This window comes from Limimaricola variabilis (assembly GCF_014195545.1).
Taxonomy (GTDB): Bacteria; Pseudomonadota; Alphaproteobacteria; order Rhodobacterales; family Rhodobacteraceae; genus Limimaricola; species Limimaricola variabilis.
On the sequence record NZ_JACIBX010000001.1, the window covers coordinates 404,253 to 425,450 of the forward strand.

Annotated in this window: 18 protein-coding genes and 1 tRNA gene; 14 read left to right on the forward strand and 5 right to left on the reverse strand. The window is 68.6% G+C overall.

Annotated features, from left to right (window positions below):
* Positions 1–91: 91 nt before the first annotated feature.
* From FHS00_RS01945 to FHS00_RS01970, 6 genes are read left to right on the forward strand one after another with little or no spacing between them, the layout of a single operon-like run.
* Entirely contained in the window at positions 92–1,297 is a 1,206-nt protein-coding gene (locus tag FHS00_RS01945; RefSeq protein WP_183469332.1) for a polysaccharide biosynthesis/export family protein, read from the forward strand.
* Positions 1,294–2,247: a glycosyltransferase family 2 protein gene (locus tag FHS00_RS01950; protein WP_183469334.1), complete on the forward strand. Its 954-nt coding sequence runs from the start codon at positions 1,294–1,296 to the stop codon at positions 2,245–2,247. The genes FHS00_RS01945 and FHS00_RS01950 overlap by 4 nt, the downstream gene beginning before the upstream one ends.
* Positions 2,244–3,371 carry a glycosyltransferase family 4 protein gene (locus FHS00_RS01955; protein ID WP_183469336.1) on the forward strand — a complete coding sequence of 376 codons (1,128 nt, stop codon included), beginning with the start codon at positions 2,244–2,246 and terminating at the stop codon, positions 3,369–3,371. Before FHS00_RS01950 ends, FHS00_RS01955 begins: the two co-directional genes overlap by 4 nt.
* On the forward strand, positions 3,368–4,558 hold the full coding sequence (locus tag FHS00_RS01960) for a glycosyltransferase family 4 protein (RefSeq protein WP_246390912.1): 1,191 nt from the start codon (positions 3,368–3,370) through the stop codon (positions 4,556–4,558). Before FHS00_RS01955 ends, FHS00_RS01960 begins: the two co-directional genes overlap by 4 nt.
* A complete protein-coding gene (locus FHS00_RS01965; RefSeq protein ID WP_183469338.1) occupies positions 4,555–6,684 on the forward strand; it encodes a GumC family protein in 2,130 nt (709 codons plus the stop codon). The genes FHS00_RS01960 and FHS00_RS01965 overlap by 4 nt, the downstream gene beginning before the upstream one ends.
* Positions 6,685–6,744: 60 nt before the next feature.
* Entirely contained in the window at positions 6,745–10,884 is a 4,140-nt protein-coding gene (locus FHS00_RS01970; protein WP_183469340.1) for a DUF4082 domain-containing protein, read from the forward strand.
* A 258-nt stretch (positions 10,885–11,142) separates the two neighbouring features.
* Here the strand turns inward: FHS00_RS01970 and FHS00_RS01975 are convergent.
* Both FHS00_RS01975 and ypfJ read right to left on the reverse strand, forming a co-directional pair.
* Positions 11,143–11,227 (reverse strand) — tRNA-Leu (locus FHS00_RS01975).
* Positions 11,228–11,272: 45 nt separating this feature from the next.
* The gene (gene ypfJ / locus FHS00_RS01980) at positions 11,273–12,136 is read right to left on the reverse strand and encodes a KPN_02809 family neutral zinc metallopeptidase (RefSeq protein ID WP_183469342.1); all 864 of its coding nucleotides are present in this window, start codon (positions 12,134–12,136) and stop codon (positions 11,273–11,275) included.
* 93 nt (positions 12,137–12,229) lie between these two features.
* Between ypfJ and FHS00_RS01985 the strand changes: the two genes are divergently transcribed.
* From FHS00_RS01985 to rocF, 3 genes are read left to right on the forward strand one after another with little or no spacing between them, the layout of a single operon-like run.
* The gene (locus tag FHS00_RS01985; RefSeq protein WP_183469344.1) at positions 12,230–12,808 is read left to right on the forward strand and encodes a YqaA family protein; all 579 of its coding nucleotides are present in this window, start codon (positions 12,230–12,232) and stop codon (positions 12,806–12,808) included.
* Positions 12,805–13,263: a disulfide bond formation protein B gene (locus FHS00_RS01990; protein ID WP_183469346.1), complete on the forward strand. Its 459-nt coding sequence runs from the start codon at positions 12,805–12,807 to the stop codon at positions 13,261–13,263. The genes FHS00_RS01985 and FHS00_RS01990 overlap by 4 nt, the downstream gene beginning before the upstream one ends.
* Before the next feature lie 57 nt (positions 13,264–13,320).
* Entirely contained in the window at positions 13,321–14,244 is a 924-nt protein-coding gene (rocF, locus tag FHS00_RS01995) for an arginase (protein WP_183469348.1), read from the forward strand.
* Between the two features lie 22 nt (positions 14,245–14,266).
* On the opposite strand, the gene FHS00_RS02000 is transcribed toward rocF, so the two are convergent.
* Positions 14,267–14,542: an usg protein gene (locus tag FHS00_RS02000; RefSeq protein ID WP_183469350.1), complete on the reverse strand. Its 276-nt coding sequence runs from the start codon at positions 14,540–14,542 to the stop codon at positions 14,267–14,269.
* A 206-nt stretch (positions 14,543–14,748) separates the two neighbouring features.
* On the opposite strand from FHS00_RS02000, the gene gyrA reads away from it, so the two are divergent.
* The 4 genes from gyrA to gluQRS all read left to right on the forward strand — a co-directional run bounded on the left by gyrA (position 14,749) and on the right by gluQRS (position 19,998).
* Positions 14,749–17,487 (forward strand): DNA gyrase subunit A, encoded by a 2,739-nt coding sequence (gene gyrA, locus FHS00_RS02005; protein ID WP_183469352.1) that lies wholly within the window; start codon positions 14,749–14,751, stop codon positions 17,485–17,487.
* Between the two features lie 67 nt (positions 17,488–17,554).
* Positions 17,555–18,910, forward strand: a complete 1,356-nt coding sequence (gene trmFO / locus FHS00_RS02010; protein ID WP_183469354.1) for a methylenetetrahydrofolate--tRNA-(uracil(54)-C(5))-methyltransferase (FADH(2)-oxidizing) TrmFO — start codon at positions 17,555–17,557, stop codon at positions 18,908–18,910.
* A gap of 59 nt (positions 18,911–18,969) precedes the next feature.
* Entirely contained in the window at positions 18,970–19,155 is a 186-nt protein-coding gene (locus FHS00_RS02015) for a hypothetical protein (RefSeq protein ID WP_085896641.1), read from the forward strand.
* Positions 19,156–19,998, forward strand: coding sequence for a tRNA glutamyl-Q(34) synthetase GluQRS (gluQRS, locus tag FHS00_RS02020; protein ID WP_183469356.1), 843 nt, complete (start codon positions 19,156–19,158; stop codon positions 19,996–19,998).
* Here gluQRS and hisI read toward each other — a convergent pair.
* The gene (hisI, locus tag FHS00_RS02025; RefSeq protein ID WP_183469358.1) at positions 19,991–20,344 is read right to left on the reverse strand and encodes a phosphoribosyl-AMP cyclohydrolase; all 354 of its coding nucleotides are present in this window, start codon (positions 20,342–20,344) and stop codon (positions 19,991–19,993) included. The genes gluQRS and hisI overlap by 8 nt on opposite strands.
* 66 nt (positions 20,345–20,410) lie before the next feature.
* Between hisI and FHS00_RS02030 the strand changes: the two genes are divergently transcribed.
* On the forward strand, positions 20,411–20,881 hold the full coding sequence (locus FHS00_RS02030) for an iron-sulfur cluster assembly scaffold protein (RefSeq protein ID WP_183469360.1): 471 nt from the start codon (positions 20,411–20,413) through the stop codon (positions 20,879–20,881).
* 164 nt (positions 20,882–21,045) lie between these two features.
* Here FHS00_RS02030 and FHS00_RS17845 read toward each other — a convergent pair whose 3' ends face one another.
* A complete protein-coding gene (locus FHS00_RS17845; RefSeq protein ID WP_281372245.1) occupies positions 21,046–21,168 on the reverse strand; it encodes a hypothetical protein in 123 nt (40 codons plus the stop codon).
* Between the last annotated feature and the right edge of the window lie 30 nt (positions 21,169–21,198).

Below are 21,198 nucleotides of genomic sequence, written 5' to 3' on the forward strand. Positions count from 1 at the left end.
CGGACCGCGATATCGACCTCCCTTCACCGCAAGCCTCCGGCAATGCCCGGCTGCGCTCATTCGGGCCGCGTCCCTGGGCGCCTTTCTCGCGGTGGCCACGCTCATCGGCCCTTCCTCCGCTTGGGCCGGCACGCTTGTCGAGCGCGGCGATGCATTGCGGGTCGAGGTTCTCAACGTGCCCGAGCTGTCGCGGGAGGCGGTCGTCGATGCCGACGGGGCGATCACGCTGCCTCGGCTTGGATCGATCGCCGTCGCCGGGCAGGACACGAAGGCGATCCAGGAACAGATCGCCGAGGCGCTCGACACGCGCGGCCTCATCCAGACCCCGGTGGTGATCGTCGAGGTCACGGCCTATCGGCCGGTCTATGTCGGCGGTTCGGTCGGCAAACCGGGTGCGGTAGAATTCGTCCCCGGCATGACCGCCCGACAGGCGATCATCGCCGCCGGCGGCATCCGCCTCGCCGGCACGACCGACAGCAGCAGCGACAATGCGCTCGCGGCCCTCGCCGACCGCCGCGCCGTCGCGCTCGACTTCGCCCAGACGGTGGCGCGCATCGCCCGCATCAAGGCCGAGCTCGCAGGTCAGCCGACGCTCGAAGCCCTGCCGGAAGAGGCCAATCTGGCCGGAGAGACAGTCGTCGAGGCGATCCTCCACGCCGAAGCCGCCCTCCTCTCCGACCGCCTCGCGCTCCGCGCCGCCAGCCGCAGCCACGGCGAAAACATGCAAATCATGGCAGAGAACGAGATCGAAACGCTCGAGCGGAGGGCGGTACTCGAGGTCGAGGAAACCGAAATCCAGAGCGCCGAGGTGACGCAGGCCCGGGACCTCGTCGGTCGCGGCCTGATGCCCCGGCCGCAGCTTCAGGAACTGCTGCGCGACCAGTCCCGGCTGAACCGCGACCTGCTCGCGACGGAGACCGCCAAGGCCCGCGCCCGCCAATCCGCGGCCACGCTGCAATACGAGCTGGCCAACGCTGAAACCCAGCGTCAGGCAGAGCTCCGCACCGATCTGCAGGCGGCACAGAAAGCCCGGGTGGCGCTGCTGGCCGAACTGGAGAAGATCGACCTGCGCGTGCCGTCGGCAGGCATGGTCCGCTCTGACGGACAGGACGAGTTCGTGCCGAGCCTGGTCATCCATCGCCTGACCGGCGGTACGGCACGACAGATTGCGGCCGATCTCGACGAGGCGGTGCATCCCGGCGACGTGCTCGACCTGTCACTGGTCCCGTCGCAGCGCGCGGCATCGAACGCGGCGGACCGCCCCGCCGAGATCGCCGCGGCGGAGGATCGACCATGACACCCGCGCCGCAGATCAGCGTCGTCATCAACAATTACAACTATGGCCGCTTTCTCGCGACAGCGATCGACTCGGCCTTGGCCCAGCGCGGCGTACGTGCCGAAATCATCGTCGTCGATGACGGATCGACCGACCGGTCCGCCGAGGTGATCCGCGGTTATGGCAGTCGCATCACGCCGATCTTCCAGCCCAACATGGGACAGGCGGCGGCGATCAATGCCGGTGTCGCGCGATCGCGCGCGCCGCTGATCGCGTTCCTCGACGCCGATGACTGGTGGTCTCCGGACAAGCTTTCCCGCGTCCTCGCAGCGCATGCGGCTGCGCCGCGCGCGGGGCTGATCTATCACCGGCTCCAGCCGAGCTTCTCGGACGGCAAGCGTGCCTTTGCACCGATCCCCCGCTCGCTCTGCAGCGGAGAGATGGCCCGGCGGCTGCTGCGCAGCGGTGGGCTCTGGCCGTTCCCAATGACCTCCTCGCTCACCGTGACCCGCGTGGCCTGGACCATGGCCGGCGATATTCCCGACGGCTTCAGGATCTCGGCGGATGCGTGGATCACCGGCATCGTGCCGTTCCTCGGCCCCGTCGTGGCTCTGCCCGACGCGCTTGGCGCCTATCGCATCCACGACAACGCCTGGTACCGCGCCCGCGACGACCGGGACATGCTGATGCGTCGCGTCGCGCATTGGCAGGAGACGGTCCGCGTCACCAACCTTGCGCTCACCGCGCTGCGGCTGCGGGGCCAGGTGCGGCTGCGCGATCACTTCGATCACCAGGTCGCCGTCGCGCGGCTCGGCCATCCGGACGCCCCCGGCCCGCTGCGGCTGCTCGGGCTCGGCCTGCGCAATCCCGGAGAGCCCAACCTCGCTCGACGTCTGCGCCGGACGCTGCGGGCACTGATCCACCTCCGGCGCGACCGCGCCCAGCTGGCGGAGGTCGTCCGTCCATCATGAGGATCCTCCTGCTCTGTTCCGAACCGGTCGACTACGTCATCGCCTATGCGAACGGGGTTGCCGCGCATGCCGAGGTCACCGCGATCCTGCCGCGCGACCGCTATGCCGGTGTGGCCCGCTGGTTCGACCCCCGGGTGACGCTTGTGCTGGTGGATTGGCCGCGCACCCGCAGCCCGGCCAACATCCCCTTCATCGCCGATCTGGTCCGCCGAATTCGGGCCACGCAGCCCGATCTGCTGCATCTGTTGAGCAACACCACCCTGTGGCTCAACCTGCTGCCGCCTTTGCTGGACGGGATTCCGGTCGTGACCACCGTGCACGACGTCCAGATCCATCCCGGGGATCGCGACACCGCCCGGCTGCCGGGATGGGGCGCGCGGCTGATGGCGCGGCAGTCGGACCACCTGATCGTGCATGGCGACAACCTGCGCCGCGCCGCCTGCGACAGCTTCGGCAAACTGCCGGATCAGGTGCATGTGATCCCGCATCCTGCGATCCGCCGCTATGCCGATCTGGCCGCCGAACTCGGCCTCACCCGTGATCCGCAGGATGACAGGTTCCGGGTCCTGCTCTTCGGCCGGATCTTCGCCTACAAGGGGCTGGCGACGCTGCTGCGGGCCGAGGCGATGCTGTCGAACAGCCTGCCCACCTTGCAGCTGACAATCGCCGGGCGCGGCGATGACCCGATGGACCTCGCCCATCTGATGGGACGCTCGCAGCGCTACGAGATCCGGCGCGGCTTCGTGCCGGACTGCGAGGTGGCGCAGCTGTTCACCGATGCCGACCTCGTCGTGCTGCCTTACGACGAGGCCTCGCAGAGCGGGGTGCTGCACCTCGCCGCGGCCTTCGGCAAACCGGTGGTCGTCACCGATGTCGGAGAGCTGGGCGCCACGGTCACGCAGCACCGGATCGGCCGCGTCGTGCCGCCCCGCACCCCGTCCGCATTGGCCCACGCCCTGTGCGATCTCGCCCGGGATCATGAGGCACGCGACCAACTCCGCCGCAACGCGCGCGCTTGGTCGGAGGGGCTCAACGCGCCCGCCACGATCGGGCAGACGGCGCTCCAGCTTTACGACAGCATCGTCGATCGCGCGATGCTCTCTCACGCGGGGGTATACGGATGATGGCCCGCGACGCGCTCCCCTCGACCGCCAGGGGTGCCCGAAAGGCGCCGGACGACGTCATTCGGACCCGGCCATTCGGCACTGACGGCCCGCCGGTCATCCGTCATTTCGTCGCCGGCGGCACCGAGCATGGCGGCGGCATCGGCCGACTTGTCGGCTACGTCCTGTCCGATCCGAACACCTCTCTGGAGCACAGCGTGGTCGACACGCGTGGCCCGCGCTGGCGGCCGTTTCCCGCCGCGCTTCGGCTGTCGATGGCGCTGGCGGGGATGGTGATGGACCGCGTCCGCGCGCGGCCAGTCCTGTGCCACTTCCACATAGCAGGGCGCGGCAGCACCGCCCGCAAGGCAATCCTCGGTGCATGGGCGCGCTGCCTTGGGCTGCGCTACGTGCTGCACCTGCATGATTACGACTACGAGGCCGACCTGCTGCGCCGCCCCGCGTGGCAATGCAGGATCATCCGCGACCTGTTCTGCCATGCCGCGCAGGTCATCGTCCTCGGCTACCGGGACGAGACGACGGTTCGAGACAGGCTCGGCGTCGCACCCGGGCGCATCACCGTTTTGCGCAACTGCGTCCCGGCGCCGATCCCCGCCCCGGTCGGGCGGGATCCCGGCCGGCCCGTCGAGATCCTCTTTCTCGGCCAGCTCGGCCCCCGCAAGGGTGTGCCAGAACTGATCGCCGCGCTCGCCGATCCGGCGATGCCCCAAGCGGGTTGGCGCGCGATCCTGGCGGGCGATGGCCCGACCGACACCTACCGCGCCGAGATCGCGCGTCGCGGCCTGTCCGACCGTGTCAGCCTGAGCGGCTGGGTCGGCGCCGAAGCCGCCGCCGCGCTGCGCGCCCATGCCGACATTCTCGTCCTTCCCTCGCATGCCGAGGGCTTCGCCATGGCCGTGCTCGAAGGTCTGGCGCAGGGGATCGCGGTCGTCACGACGCGGGTCGGCGCCCATGACGAGGTGCTCGAAGACGGCAGGACCTGCCTGCTGGTTGCGCCCGGCGACATCACCGGGCTGGCGCATGCGCTGGCCCGGCTCGTGGCCGATCCGGCGCTGCGGCACGAACTCGGCGCCGAAGGACAGGCGCTCTACCGGTCCCGGTTCCGGATCGAGGAATACGTCCAGGCACTCGAACGGCTGCATGTCCGGCTCCACCGAACCGCCGCCCTTGCAGAGGATCCCGCATGAACACTCCGCTGAAAATCGCCGGTTCGCAGTCGATCTCCTACGCGCGCGTCGAGGAGCCGCAAGACAGCCCGCAGGAAATCGGCTGGCCAGGGATCCTGCTGCTGCTGCGCCGGCAGATCCTGCGCGTGATCGGCGTCGCTGCCCTGGTCTGCCTGATCGCGCTGCCGGTCATACTTGCCCTGCCCCGGCTCTACTACGCAGAGACCCGAATGCTGCTGCGATCGACCCCGGTGCTCGACCTCGCCGCCGGAACGGATGTGCAGTTCGTGCCGGTCAATACCCCGGCCGAGATCGAGCGCATCCTGTCGCATCCGGTGACCGCCGAGGTCGTGCAGCGCTTTGCCCTGTCCGAGCGGGAGGAGTTCAACATCGCGCTCCGCCCCGAGGGTCTGACAGACTGGCTGCGCGAGATGGTCCACGCCGCGGCCGCGGTCATAGCTGGCCCGGTGGCAGGCATGCCGGAGGCGCCCCAAGTCGCCGACCGCGTCCATACGACCTTTCGCGAAGCGCTGACCGTGTCTCGCCAGGGCCCCACCGACGTGGTCACCATCGGCTTCACCTCGCGTGATCCCGACCTTGCGACCGCGCTCCCCGCCGCCCTGGCCGATACCTATCAGCGGCAGAGCCAGGAGACCTGGCGTTCGGATCTGCAGGCCGGCTCCGCCTGGCTCGACGCACGCATCGATGCCGAGCAGACCCGGCTGGTCGAGAGCCGCGCCGCCCTGAACCGCTCACTGGAAAGCCTCGGCGCCGCCAGCGGTGAAAGCCCCGACACGATCTCGGCCCAGACGGGGGTGCTGGAGGCGCGGCGAGGCAAGATCGCCGACGACCTCGCCGATCTGCGCTCGATCCGGCATTCGATCGAAGCCGCCCTCGCCGCGCCGGAACGGCCGGCAATCGACGAGCCCATGCGTCTCCAGGAGCTGCGGCGCGATTTGCGCCAGCAGCGGCGCGACCTCGATGAACTCGCGACCGTCTATGGCGAAAAGCATCCCGGTCTGACCGTCAACCAGAACCGCATCGCCATGATGGAGACGGATATCCGGCGCGAGCTCATGGCCTATGACGAAACGCTCGACCTGCGCCGAGAGGGCCTCGAGAACGAGCGCGCCGAACTGGACCGCGAGGCAGCGCGGCTCCGCGGCGAGCTGCGCGACATGCAGCGCCAGGCGCCCGAGCGCGAAAGGCTGATGGCGGCGCTCCAGGCGCAGGAGCTACGGCTCTCCGAACTGCGTTCGCGCCGCACCGCGCTGCAGTCGATGATCCCGGTCACGCCGACCCTGCTCGAAGTGCTGGTGCCGCCGGTGCCGCCGATCCACGCGCTCGGACCCAGCCGCCAGCTCTACCTCGCTGCCGCCGGCATCACCGGCCTGCTCTTGGGGCTGCTCGCGGCCGGTCTCGCCGAGTTGCGCGATCACGGGTTGCGCAGCTTCGCGCAGCTCCCGCATTTGCCGCGCCTGATCCCCGTGGGTCTCGTCCCGGCGGTCCGGCGGCGGCTGTTCCGCGGCGGCTGGCCCGCACGGCGCGGCGCAGCCGTGGCACCGGCCATCACCGCTCTGGAAGACGCGCTCTTTCTGGTCGAATGCGGCTGCAACGGGCGGCTGCCACCGGTCCTCGTGGTGGCAGAAGCACGGCAGGGCGACGCGGTGATCCCGGTCGCGCGGTGGGTCACGGATATCGTCTCGGCGCGCGGCGTGCCGGTCTGGCTGGTCGAATTCGACGGCACCGGAGCCGGACGGATGCGTGAACCGGTCAGCAGGAACGTCACTCGCGTCTCATGGCCCGCCACCTGCCTGCGGGGCCACGACGTCGCTGCGCGGCTCGGGGCCCTGGAGGGGCTGGCACGGGACGCGGGTGGTCTGGTGATCGTCGACGCGCCGCCGCTGCACCTGACGCGGAGCCTCGATCTGGTGCGCATCGCCGGCACGGTCCTCGTGGTGCTGCGCTGGGGCGCGACCCCGCAGCCACTGGTCGAACTGCTCGCCGGTCTTCTCGACAAGCTGGGCACAGTCCAGGCCTTCGGTTTGATCGTCGACGTCAATCCCGGGCGGCACCGGCTTTACGGCTTCAACGACCGGCTCTCCCTCCTGCGAAGGGGGTGGCACGCGAGGCGGCGGACAGCCTGATCTCTCGCGAGAGCTCGGGTCACGGAACGGCAGCTTTTTCTTTGGTCAGGGGGATTTGACATGGCCAGCAATGCAATCGTCACGGAAAACGCCCGCACCGACGGGCGGATGCCCCAAACCTACTGGGATGTTCCGCATTCCAGACAGATCGAGGGGTTCACCACCGACATCAGCGTCAACGCCGGATCCGCCGTCGATTTCAAGATCAACGTCAATGGCGGCGCGGGCAGCGACTACCGAGTCGAGATCTTCCGCCTCGGCTATTATGGCGGCGACGGCGCGCGGATGGTGGCCAGCTGGACCAACACCGAGGCGGTGGTCCAGCCCGGCGCCACCTTCGATCCGGTGCGCGGCACCGCCGATGCCGGAAACTGGAGCGTGACCGACAGCTGGACCACGCCCGTCGACGCGGTCTCGGGGGTCTACCTTGCCCGGCTGCAGCGCCTCGATGCCAACGGCAACCCGATCGCGGGCGCGGTCAACCAGATCCCCTTCATCCTGCGCGAGGACGACCGTCCCGCCGATATCGTGCTCCAGACCTCGGACACGACGTGGCAGGCCTATAATGGCTGGATCGGCAACAACGGTCAGGTCGGCGCGAATTTCTACGGCGACTCGAGCGGCACGATCAGCCACCCGGACATCGTGGGCGATCGCCAGGGCAACGCCGATCGCGCCTATGCGCTGAGCTACAACAGGCCCTTCGTCACCCGCGGCATCGAAGGGGTCGCGGGCGGGCCCGCCTCCGGGGCGCAGGACTACCTGTTCGGCGCCGACTACGCCGCGATCTACTGGCTCGAGCGCAACGGCTACGACGTGAGCTACATCGCCGGGGTCGACCCTGAACGGCTCGGTGCCGCGCATCTCGGCCAGTTCAAATCCTATCTGTCGGTGGGCCACGACGAATACTGGTCCGGCGGCCAGCGGGCCAATGTCGAGGCGGCGCGCGACGCCGGCACCCACCTGCTCTTCTGGGGCGGCAACGACGTCTACTGGAAGACCCGCTGGGAACCGAGCGGTGTCGACGGCGCGAATTACCGCACGCTGGTCAGCTACAAGGAGACCTGGACCAACACCAACCCTAGCGCCGGTCCGGCCGATTACCTCAACCTCGATCCGACCGATATCTGGACCGGCACCTGGCGGGACACGCGCTTCATCGGCAACCCGGCGGCGGGCACCACCACGCCCGAGAACGCCCTGACGGGCCAGCTCTTTCTGGCCGACGGGACGGGCCAGTTCGGCGGCGCGCTCGATGTTCCCGCCAGCATGGCGGGGCTGCGCCTTTGGCGTGACACGAGCGTCGCCGCGAATGGCGGCGCGACCGGGATCTCGCCGGGGCTGATCGGCTATGAATGGAACGTCTCGCCGCAGGACGCCAACCGGCCCGCCGGCCTGATCCACCTGTCGAGCACCGAGCTGGCCTGGGGCGAGTTCCTCGTCGATCAGGGCAACAGCTCGGCCCCCGGTACCGGGACGCACAACCTCTCGCTCTACCGCGCGGAAAGCGGCGCGCTGGTGTTCGGCGCCGGCACCGTGTTCTGGACTTGGGCGCTGAGCGACAAGCACGACAGCCAGCCCTACGGCGCCACGATCGCCAGCCCGACGCTGCAACAGTTCACCATCAACCTGTTCGCCGACATGGGCATACAGCCCGGCGCGGCGGATCCGGTGCTGCTTGCGCAGGGGCTCATCCGCGCCTCCGGCTCCACCGACACCGTGGCCGGCAGCGCGTTGCTCGACCAGCTGCCCACCTCGCTCCCGGCGTTCCAGCCGGTCACGATCACCGGCCGCGCGACCGATGATGACGGCAATCCGCAGACCCAGGACGGCCGCATCGCCCTGGTCGAGGTCTCGCTCGACGGCGGCACGACATGGCAGGCGGCCAATGGCACCACGAGTTGGAGCTACAGCTGGCTGCCCACGGTCGAGGCCACCTACGACATCCGCGTGCGCGCCATCGACGACAGCCTCAACCTGCCCTCGCTCGCCACGCTCGACCGCTGGCTCGTCGAGGTCACCGCCCCCACGACCCCGGGATCTCTCAACCTGTTCAGCCCGTGGAAGTCCTTTAGCGGCACCCTCTACCAGACCTCCCAGGCGCTGCAGCTCGGCACCCAGTTCTCGGCGACCTCGGGCGGCCAGATCACCGAGCTGCGCTACTTCCGGGCCGAGGCGGATTCGGGCGACACCGACGTCCGGGCCGGGCGGCTCTGGCGTGCCGATGGGACGCTGCTGGGGACGGTGGAGTTCACCTCCACCCCCGGCCAGAGCGGCTGGCAGACCGCCGCCCTGAACGCCCCCGTCCAGGTCTCGGCCGGGGCAAGCTACATCGTCACCTACGAGACCCTAGATGCCTATGTCTCGTCGCATGGCTTCTTCGACAGCGTCTACCGGGAGCCTTACGGCGTGCTGCAGGCACCGGCCCAGACCGGCGGCGTCTTCGCGACCGGCGCCGGGGCGATCCTGCCCACCCAGAGCTATCGCAGTTCGAACTACTGGGTCGACGTGACCTTCGCCCCCTCGACCTCCGGCAACGCGGCCCCGACCATCACCTCTCCCGCCAACTTCGCGATCAGCGAGAACACGGGGCGCGTGGGCATCATTACCGCACAAGATCCCGACGCGGACCTGATCGCCTTTGCCATCACCGGGGGCGCCGACGCGGCGCGGTTCAGCATCGACGGCAAGACCGGCGCGCTGAACTTCGTCTGGGCGCCAGATTACGAGGCGCCCGGCGACGCTGACCGCAACAACGTCTACGAGCTGAGGGTCAGCGCCAATAACGGCAAGGCCGCCCCGGTGACCAAGGCGCTGACCGTGACGGTCGGCGACGTCGCGGACGAAACCAGCAAGACGATCTCGACCCTGTTCGGCCCGAGCCACACCCCGGCCCGCATCGTCACCGACGATCCGACCGATTACGAGCTGGGCACCCGCTTCACCGCGCGCTCCGCGGCCGAGGTCACGAGCCTGCGCTACTGGCGCGGCGCGGCGGATGCCTCGGACACGGATGTCCGCGTGCTGAACCTGTGGGACGCGAACGGCAACAAGCTGGCCTCGGCCACGGTGACCTCGGCGCCCGACCAGATCGGCTGGCAGGTCGCCGCGCTGGATACCCCGGTGCAGATCGCGGCGGGGGCGCGCTTTACCGTCTCCTACGGCACGACCCAGAACTACGCCATGAGCCAGAACTACTTCGCCACGCCCCAGACCGGCCCGGACGGGCTGATGACCTCCGCGGGCAGCGGCGTCTTCTCGGCCGGTGGCACCGGCGCCTTCCCGACGCAGACCTATTTCAACTCGAACTACTGGGTCGATGCGAGCCTGCGGGCCACCGGGACCACCAATGCCGCGCCGAGTTTCACCATGCCGGGAACGGCGTTCTCCTCGCCCGAAAACCAGACTCGCGTGACTACCATCACCGCGCGGGACCCCGACGGCGACAGCTTCATCTTCTCGATCGCGGGCGGCGACGACGCGGCCGCCTTCCGCATCGACCAGGCGAGCGGGGCCCTGTCTTTCCGAACCGCCCCGGATTACGAGCAGCCGGGCGACGCCAATCGGGACAACGTCTACAATCTCGTGCTCGCCGTCTCCGACGGCATCAACCCCGCGACCCAGAAGGCGATCACCGTCGCGGTGAGCGACGTGGAACCGGAAACCACGACCACGCAATGGAGCCTCTTCGGCAGCGCCGACCGCCCGGCCTTGATCAAGACGTCCGATCCCACCGATTACGAGCTGGGCGTGAAGTTCCGGGCCGAGGCCGCGGGCAGCGTCACCGCGCTGCGCTATTGGCGCGGGGCCGAGGACGCGTCCGACACCGATATCCGCACGCTCAACCTGTGGAGCGGCGACGGCGTCAAGCTCGCGAGCAAGACGGTGACCTCGGCCCCGGGAGAGGTCGGTTGGCAGGTCGCGGTACTCGACGCGGCGATCAACATCGACCCGGCACGGACCTACGTGGCCTCCTATGGTACCACGCAGAACTATGCCTTCAGCAGCGGCTTCTTCGCTTCGGAATGGGTGGGACCGGGCGGCCATCTGAGCGCCCCCAGCGGTCCGGCGTCGAACGGCAACGGCGTGTTCTCGGCCGGGTCGACCGGGTTCTTCCCCGAACAGACCTACCAATCCTCGAACTACTGGGTCGACGTGATCATGGCGCCGGTCACGACCACCGCCGACGTGTTCGCCTGATCCGGGCGGCATGAAGTTCCGGTGGCCGGCCCCAAGCTAAGGGGTTCGACCGCCGCAGCCCCTAGGGGGACGGGCAAGGGCCGGGCATCTGCCCGGCCCTTCGCTATAGGGCATCCACGAATCTCAAGCGCTCGGTTGAGCGGAGAGCACCAGAAGAAGCTTGGCGAAGGCGTGACGGAGAACTGACGGGCAAATCCGGCCTCGGCCCGTCGATGTGCCGTGCGGATCGCATCCAACTCCTAGTCATGGGATGCGATCTGGTGCCGGTGAAGGGACTCGAACCCTTACGCCTTGTGGGCGGCGGATTTTGAATCCGCTGCGTCTACCATTCCGCCACACCGGCACGCCCGACCCGCATAGACCGGCCCCGCGATCCCGTCAACGCGGCTCAGAGCCGGTCGGTGGCGAAGGTGTCGCAGGCGGCCACGCTGCCACGTTCATAGCCTGTGGCGAACCAGCGCTGACGCTGTTCGGACGAGCCATGGGTGAAGCTGTCGGGGCGCACGGTGCGGCTGGCCTCGCGCTGCAGCGTGTCGTCACCGATCCGCGCGGCGGCGTTCATCGCCTCCTCGATGTCGCCGGGTTCGAGCGAGCCGAACATCGCCTCGGCGCGGCGCGCCCAGATGCCGGAGAAGCAGTCGGCCTGAAGCTCGATCCGGACCGACAGCGCGTTGGACGTCGCCTCGTCGCTGCGCTGGCGCACCGCGTTGACCTCGTCCAGCACGCCCAGTTCGTTCTGCACGTGATGCGCGACCTCATGCGCCACGACATAGGCGGCGGCGAAGTCGCCGCGCGCGCCGAGCTGACGCTCGAGCGTGGTGAAGAAGCCGGTATCGAGGAAGATGCGCTCCTCGGGCGGGCAATAGAACGGGCCCGTCGCCGCCGAGGCGCCGCCGCAGGCCGATTGCGTCGCGCCCTTGAACAGCACCAGCTCGGCGGGGTCGTAGGTGGCGTCGAGCTCGCTTTGGAAGATGTCGGCCCAGATCTCCTCGGTGTCGGCGAGGGTGACCGAGACGAACTGCGCCGCCTCGTCGTCTGCGGCGGTGATCTCTCCGCCGCCGCCGGTCTGCATCTGCCCCTCGTCGAGCAGGGGCGTCAGATCGACGCCGAGGAAGTAGCCGACCACGACGATCGCCAGCAGGCCGAAGCCGCCGGCGCCGCCCACTGCCACGCCGCGTCGGCCCGAGACGCGCCCACCCATGCGGCGTCTGTCGATGATGTTGCCGCTTCCACGGCGTCCGCGCCATTTCACGAGACCGTTCTCCCTTGAGACCCTGTGCGAGGTTGACCCCGGCGCGGGGCCGTGGTCCTGACAGGGTGACGTTTCACGAGCGATCCGGGTTCCATGCTGCGCCGCATCTATGACAAGACGATCTCGCTGGCGGCCCACCGCCATGCGCTTCCCGCGCTGGGCGCGGTGAGCTTTGCCGAATCCTCGGTCTTTCCAATCCCGCCAGACGCGCTGATGATCCCGATGATTGTCGCCCGACCTCGCCGGGCCTGGATCATCGCGCTGGTCTGCACGCTGGCTTCGGTGGCGGGCGCGCTTCTGGGCTACTGGATCGGTGCGGCTCTGTTCGACAGCCTCGGGCAATGGGTGCTCGATCTCTACGGCAAGGCCGAGAAGTTCGACGAGTTTCGGGTGCGCTACAACGACTGGGGCGCCTGGGCGGTGCTGATCGCAGGCGTCACGCCCTTTCCCTTCAAGGTGATCACCATCGCCTCGGGCGTCACCGGCCTGTCGCTGCCGGTGTTCATCCTCTCCTCGATCATCGCCCGCGCCGCGCGCTTCTTCCTCGTCGCGGCGATCCTGCGGGTGTTCGGCGACGTGGCGCGCGACTTCATCGAGCGGCGGCTGGGGCTGGTCTTCACCGTCTTCTGCGCCATGCTCTTCGCCGGTTTCTACGCGACGAGGTATCTGTGAGCCGCCAACTGACCATCCTGCTCGCCACGCTCGGCTCCGCCGCGCTTCTGGGCGGGGCCTTCATCTTCCAGGCGCTGGGCTACCCCCCCTGCGCGATGTGCATCTGGCAGCGCTGGCCGCACGGCATCGCCATCGCGATCGGCATCATCGCCATGATGCTGCCCGGGCGCGTACTGCCGCTGCTGGGCGCGCTGGCCGCCACCACCACCGCCGCGATCGGGGTCTTTCACACCGGCGTCGAGCGCGACTGGTGGGAGGGTCCGTCGAGCTGCACCGGCAGCGGCCCCTCGCTGGGCTCGCTCTCGGGCGGCGACCTGCTGGCCACCGACGGGCCGCGACTGGTGATGTGCGACGTGGTGAGCTGGGAGATGCTGGGCCTGTCGATGGCGAGCTGGAACGCGCTGTTCTCGCTGGTCCTAGTGGCGCTCTGGGTCTCGGCGCTGCGGCGCAGCTGACGGTTCCCCCGAGGACACCCCTTGTCCGGGCGCGCAAGCCCGCGCATGATCCGCGCCATGACTGATTGCATCCTGATCGGCGCCCCGGTGGATTGCGGCAAGCGCCGCCGCGGCTGTCTCATGGGCCCCGATGCCTATCGCACCGCCGGGCTGGCCGAAACGCTGGCGGCACTGGGCCATGGCGTCACCGACATCGGCAACGTCGCCCCCGACCAAGTCGAGGTGGCGCCGCCGCGCAACGGCGCGGTGCACGAACTGGCGCTCAATGTCGGCTGGACCGCGGCGCTGATGCGCGCCGCGCGCGAGCAGGCGCCCAACGGCTTTCCGATCTTCATGGGCGGCGACCATGCTCTGTCGCTCGGCTCGGTGGCGGGCATGGCCGCACATGCCGAGACCGTCGGCCGCCCGCTCTTTGTGCTGTGGCTCGACGCGCATAGCGACTTCCACACCCCCGACACCACCACCACCGGCAACCTGCACGGCACGCCGCTGGGCTATGTCACCGGGCGCGAGGGCTTCGACGCCTTCCCCGCCCTGCCCGCCACCGTTCCCGTCAGCCAGGTCGGCATGATCGGCCTGCGCAGCGTCGACCCCGAGGAGCGCGCCGCGCTCGAGGATGGCGACGCCACGCTGGTGGACATGCGGATGATCGACGAGGTCGGCATCGCCCGCCCCCTGTCTGAGTTCCTCGAGCGGGTCGAGGCCGCGAACGGCATTCTGCATGTCTCGCTCGACGTCGATTTCCTCGACCCGATGGTGGCCCCGGCTGTCGGCACCACCGTGCCGGGCGGCGCCACCGTGCGTGAGGCCCACCTGGCGATGGAAATGCTGTCGGATTCGGGCCTCGTCGCTTCGCTCGACCTGGTCGAACTCAACCCCTCGCTCGACGAGCGCGGCCGCACTGCGGCGCTGATGGTGGAACTCACCGCCTCTCTGATGGGCCGGCGCGTGTTCGACCGCCCCACTCCGCGCGGCGTCTGAGACCAAGGCGGGTTCCGCGCCCTCAGTGGTAGTGGAACTCGCCGGTCACGTTGCGCCATTCGCCCGGCGCGATCAGCTTGCGATGGGTGAAGCGCACCGAGTGCAGCGGTCCCTCGATCTCGTCCTGCCAGAACTCGATGAACCCGAACAACTTGGGGTGGTCCGGCGCGAGGTCGTATTCCTGCCAGACGAAGCTGTTGAGCACGTGCCGGTAGTCCGGCATGCGGTAGAACAACTCGGCTGTGGTCAGGCCATATCCCTTCAGCATCAGCTCGGTTTCGGTGGCGTTTCGCGACATTCAGGCCTCCTTGCGTGACCCGCGGGCTTGACCCCGCCCCACGATTCCAGCATGAAGCCCCAAAAAGTCAATTATCCCAAATTGTTAGCCACTTGCCTTGCTGGCTGCCAAAGGACCGGCCCATCCTCTGTTGCGCCCCATATGGCGCGGGTGCTATAGCTTCGGCTCACAAGATATAGCAGTCACAAGACAGCAGGCCTCCCCCCGTGAGCGACATTCCCGACACACCCGAGACCGACGATTCCACGCCCGAGCGCCCCGTGCCCTCCGGCCCCACGGTCTCCATCGTCGAGGAGATGAAGACCTCCTACCTCGATTACGCGATGAGCGTGATCGTCAGCCGCGCGATCCCGGATCTGCGCGACGGGCTCAAGCCCGTGCATCGGCGCATCCTCTATGCCATGCACGAGACCGGCAACAGCCACGACAAGCCGTACCGCAAGTCGGCCCGCCCCGTGGGCGACGTGATGGGCAAGTATCACCCGCATGGCGATAGCGCGATCTACGACGCGCTGGTGCGGATGGCGCAGGACTTCTCGATGTCGCTGCCGCTGCTCGATGGCCAGGGCAACTTCGGCTCGATGGACGGCGATAACGCGGCGGCCATGCGCTACACCGAAGTCCGGATGGACAAGCCGGCGGCGTTCCTGCTGTCGGACATCGACAAGGACACGGTCGACTTTCAGGACAACTACGACGGCAAGGACCGCGAGCCGACCGTCCTGCCGGCGCGCTTCCCGAACATGCTGGTCAACGGCGCGGGCGGCATCGCTGTCGGCATGGCGACCAACATCCCGCCGCACAATCTCGGCGAAGTGGTCGACGCCTGCCTCGCGCTGATCGACGATCCGGACATGTCCTCCGAAGGGCTGATGGAGATCGTCCCCGGCCCCGACTTCCCAACCGGCGGCCTGATGCTCGGCCGCTCCGGCGCGCGCAAGGCCTATCTCGAAGGCCGCGGCTCGGTGATCATCCGTTCCAAGACCCATGTCGAGGAGCTGCGCAAGGACCGCTACGCCATCGTCGTGGACGAGATCCCCTACCAGGTGAACAAGGCGTCGATGATCGACCGGATCGCCGAGGCCGCGCGCGACAAGCGGATCGAGGGCATCGCCCACGTCCAGGACGAAAGCGACCGTAACGGCGTGCGCGTCGTCGTCGAGCTCAAGCGCGACGCGACCCCCGACGTGGTGCTGAACCAGCTGTTCCGCTTCACGCCGATGCAGACCTCGTTCGGCTGCAACATGCTCGCGCTCAATGGCGGCCGTCCCGAGACGCTGACCCTGCGCGGCTTCCTCACCGCCTTCCTCGACTTCCGCGAGGACGCGATCGCCCGGCGCACGGCCTACCTGCTGCGCAAGGCGCGCGAGCGCAGCCACATCCTGTGCGGCCTCGCGGTCGCGGTGTCGAACGTCGACGAGGTCGTGGCCACGATCCGCTCCTCGGCCGACGCGGCGGATGCGCGCGAGAAGCTGATGACGCGCAACTGGCCGGCGCATGAGATCATCGAATACATCAAGCTGATCGACGACCCGCTCCACCCGGTGAACGAGGACGGCACCTACAACCTCTCCGAGGCGCAGGCCCGCGCGATCCTGGAGTTGCGGCTCCAGCGCCTGACCCAGATCGGCGTGCAGGAGGTGACGGACGAGCTGCAGGAGCTGGCCGAGAAGATCCGCGACTATCTCGACATCCTGTCGTCGCGCGAACGTATCCTGACAATCATCCGCGAGGAGCTGCGCGAGGTGCGCGATCTCTTCGCCGTGCCGCGCCGCACCGAGATCGTCGACTGGGCCGGCGACATGGAGGACGAGGACCTCATCGAGCGCGAGGACATGGTCGTCACCGTGACCCAGGGCGGCTACATCAAGCGTACGCCGCTTGCCGAGTTCCGCTCCCAGCGGCGCGGCGGCAAGGGCCTGGGCTCGATGCAGACCAAGGAAGACGACGTCGTCACCTCGCTCTTCGTGGCGAACACGCATGACCAGATGCTGTTCTTCACCACCGAGGGCATGGTCTACAAGCTCAAGTGCTGGAGACTGCCGCTGGGCGGGCGCACCGCGCGCGGCAAGGCGATCGTCAACATCCTGCCGATCCCGACCGGCGTCTCGATCGCCGCGATCATGCCCGTCGACCGCCCCGAGGAGGAATGGTCCGACCTGCAGATCGTCTTCGCGACCTCCGCGGGCGACGTGCGCCGCAACGCGCTGTCCGACTTCACCAACGTCATGCGCAACGGCAAGATCGCGATGAAGCTTCCCGAGGGCGTGAGCCTCGTGAACGCGCGCATCGCCTCCGAGGATGACGACGTGATGCTGGTCACCGACTCGGGCCGGGCGATCCGCTTCCGCACCACCGACGTGCGGGTGTTCCAGGGCCGCTCCTCGACCGGCGTGCGCGGCATCCGGCTCGCGGATGACGACCACGTGGTGTCGATGGCAGTGATCCCCCATTTCGAGGCCGAGGCTTCGGAGCGGGTCGCCTATCTCAAAATGCGCCGCGCCATGGCCGGACTCGCCGATGATGCCGAGGCCGAGGATGACGACGAAGGCGTGGTCGCAGGCGCGCTCAGCCCGGAGCGCTACGCCGAGATGTCGGCCTCCGAGACGCTGATCCTGACCATTTCGGCGCGCGGCACCGGCAAACTCAGCTCGAGCCACGACTATCCGGTGCGCGGGCGCGGCGGCATGGGCGTCAACGCCACCGACAAGACGATGCGCGGCGGCCCGATCGTCTCGGCCTTCCCGGTCGAGACCGGCGACCAGATCATGCTGGTCACCTCCGCCGGCCAGTCGATCCGGGTGCCGGTGGACGGCATCTCCTTCCGCTCCCGCTCGGCGGGCGGCGTGAAGGTGTTCGACACCGGCCGCGGCGAAGAGGTCGTCTCGGTCGCGCGGATCGCCGATCAGGGCGACGCGGTCGAGGCGGTCACGCCCGAGGAATGACAGATCGCCCCGTCCGGTCCGCTGGACGGGGCTTTTCTTTGCCCGCGCGCCCGCCTATCTGGGCGCCATGACAGAACCCCTTCATATCGTCGGCGGCGGCATGGCCGGCTCCGAAGCCGCCTGGCAGGCCGCGAATGCCGGCATCCCCGTCATCCTGCACGAGATGCGCCCCAAGGTGGCCACCTTCGCGCACCGCACCGGCGACCTCGCCGAGATGGTCTGCTCCAACTCGTTCCGTTCGGATGACGACGAGCAGAACGCGGTGGGCCTGCTCCATTGGGAGATGCGGGCCGCGAACGGCCTGATCATGCAGACCGCCGACCGTCACCGCCTGCCCGCCGGCGGCGCGCTGGCAGTCGACCGGGACCCCTTCGCCGCCGATGTGACGGCGCAGCTCAAGGCGCATCCGAACGTCTCCGTCAGCTACGAGGAAGTGACCGAGCTGCCCGAGACGGGGAACTGGATCTTCGCCACCGGCCCGCTGACCTCTCCGGCGTTGGCCGAGGCGATTTCCGCGGTCACCGGCACCGGCGCGCTGGCCTTCTTCGACGCGATCGCGCCGATCGTCTATGCCGACAGCATCGACATGTCGAAGGCGTGGCTTCAGTCGCGCTACGACAAGGGCGAGACCGAAGAAGAGCGGACCGCCTACATCAACTGCCCGATGACCAAGGACCAGCACGAGGCCTTCATCGACGCGCTGCTCGCCGCCGACAAGGCCGAGTTCCACGAGGGTGAGACGGCGGGCTATTTCGACGGCTGCCTGCCGATCGAGGTGATGGCCGAGCGCGGGCGCGAGACGCTGCGCCACGGGCCGATGAAACCGGTCGGCCTGACCAACCCGCACGACCCCCAGACCAAGCCCTACGCCGTGGTGCAGCTGCGCCGCGACAACAAGCTCGGCACGCTCTACAACATCGTCGGCTTCCAGACGAAGATGAAGTATGGCGCGCAAACCGATGTTTTCAGAATGATTCCCGGCCTTGAGAATGCACGTTTCGCTCGGCTTGGCGGGATTCACCGCAACACCTTCCTCAACAGCCCTACGCTGCTCGACGAGCAGATGCGGCTGAAGGCACGGCCCAACATCAGGTTCGCGGGCCAAGTCACCGGCGTCGAAGGCTATGTCGAAAGCGCGGCCATGGGTCTGTTGGCGGGCCGTCTCGCCGCCGCGGAGATCCTCGGGGACTCGGTGCCTGCCGTGCCACAGACCACAGCGATGGGCGCGCTCGTCACCCACATCACCGGTGGCGCCGAGGCCAAGACCTTCCAGCCGATGAACGTCAATTTCGGTCTGTTCCCGCCGCTCGACGGCGTGCGCGGCGGGCGGCGCGGCCGCAAGGATCGCTACAAGGGCTATACCGACCGCGCCAAGGAGGATTGGCAGGCCTGGCTCGACGGGCAGAAGACGGCCACCGCCTGAGCCCTTGCCGCGCGGCCCCGGGGACCACATCTCGGGGGCAGACAACGAATGGACGACCGATGCTCTATATTCTCGCGCTGCTGCTGCCGCCCGTCGCCATCATGCTCACCGGCCGGGTTATCCTCGGCATGGTGGTGCTGGTGATCTGGTTCCCCGCCATCCTGATCTCGGGCGGTCTCGGCCATCCGATCTTCATCCTGCTGGCCTGGCTGATCATTCATCAGAGCGCGGTCAAGCGCGGCTGAATGCGCGTCACCCGTTTCGCGCCGTCGCCCACCGGGCCACTGCATCTGGGCCACGCCTTCTCGGCGCTGACCGCCCAGGCGCGGGCCGATGGGGGCAGGTTCCTGCTGCGGATCGAGGATATCGACCGCCAGCGGTCCAAGCCGGAATGGGAACGGCGCATCTATGACGACCTGCGCTGGCTCGGCCTCGACTGGCCCGAGCCGGTGATGCGTCAATCCGAGAGACTGCCGGCCTACCGCGCGGCGCTCGACCGGCTCTGGGCCGCCGGATTGCTCTATCCCTGCCACTGCAACCGTCGCGACATCCTTGAGGCTGCGAATTCGCCGCAGGAAGGCGGGCCCCGTTTCGGCCCCGATGGCATGATCTACCCGGGGACCTGCCGGGGCCGCGCGCGCGGCGGTCCCCTGCCTGCCGACCTGCCGCTACGGCTCGACCTTGCCAAGGCGATCGAGCAGATCGACGGACCACTGAGATGGAATGAGACCGGCGAAGCACCGGGTCCGCGCGAAATCGCGCCCGAGACGCTGATCGACAGCGTCGGCGACCCGGTGCTGGCCCGGCGCGAGATGGGCACCTCCTACCACCTCGCCGTGGTGATCGACGACGCGGCGCAGGGCGTCACCGAAGCGGTGCGCGGTCGCGACCTGCAGGAGGCAACGCCGCTGCACGTTCTGCTGCAACGGCTGCTCGGCCTGCCAGTGCCGGACTACCATCATCACCGGCTGATCCGTGACGAAACGGGGCGCCGCCTCGCCAAGCGCGACGATGCGCGCGCCATCGGCCTCTACCGGGCCGACGGCGCGACGCCCGCCGATATTCGCCGGATGGTCGGCCTCACATAGGGCTGGCGATCTCGACCTCGTCGCCGTTCTGGACGGCGGAATAGAAGCAGTTGCGCCGCCCGGTGTGGCAGGCCGGACCGGATTGCTCGACCTGCAGGAGCAGGCAATCGCGGTCGCAATCGACGCGCATCTCGACCAATTTCTGCTGATTGCCCGAGGTCGCGCCCTTCTCCCAGAACTCCTGACGCGAGCGCGACCAGTAGGTCACCTTGCCGCTGGCGAGCGTCTTTTCGATCGAGGCCGCGTTCATCCAGGCCATCATCAGCACTTCGCCGGTTGCGGCCTCCTGCGCGATGGCGGGGATCAACCCGTTGGCGTCGTAGCGGAGCGTCTTGGGGTCGAACATCGGCACAAACCTTTTGCATCCCGGGGCGTCGTGCCTATCTAGAGGGACGATGGAAGAGAGGCAAACATGACCGAGCGCGCCAGCGGCGAGACCGACCTGATCAAGCTCTATTCGCAGCGTATCTTGGCGCTCACCACCGAGATGCCGCTGACCGAACGGCTGGCCGCGCCCGACGCCACGGTGCGCCGTCGCGCGCCGCTCTGCGGCTCGACGGTTACGGTGGACGTGACGGTCGATGACGGCCGGGTGACCGGCTATGGGCAGGACGTGAAGGCCTGCGTGCTGGGTCAAGCGGCGGCTTCGATCGTCGGCGGCGCGGTGATCGGCCGCGACCATGCCGAGCTGAGCCGGGCCCGCGACCAGCTGCGCGCCATGCTGACCGAGGACGGGCCAGTGCCGGACGCGCCCTTCGAGGAGTTCGAGGTGCTTCAGGCCGCTCGGGAATACCGCAACCGCCATGCCTCGATCCTTCTCGCTATCGAGGCCGCCACCCAAGCACTCGAAGAGGCACGAGCGCGACAGAGCGCGAGCGCCTGATCAGAAAAAACCGCCGCGCATCCCGGGGGATGGCGGCGGCGCAGGCGGGATCCTTCAGGCTCCGGTGTCGCGTCGGAGCGAGGCTCCGAGTGGCGGACGGGCGATCCGCCAATGACGCCTTGCGGGACCGGGGCGCGTGACGACCGGGAATGGATCCGGGCAGATCAGATCAGGCCGGGCAGCCACAATCCGACGAACAACAGGATCATGAGAGAGGCTGCGCCCAGCGCGTCGGCCACGAGCGTGTCGCGGGAACGATCCACGACCAGTTTGATTTCGCGTGCCATAACCTCGTCTCCTCTCTGCTCCTGTTGCCA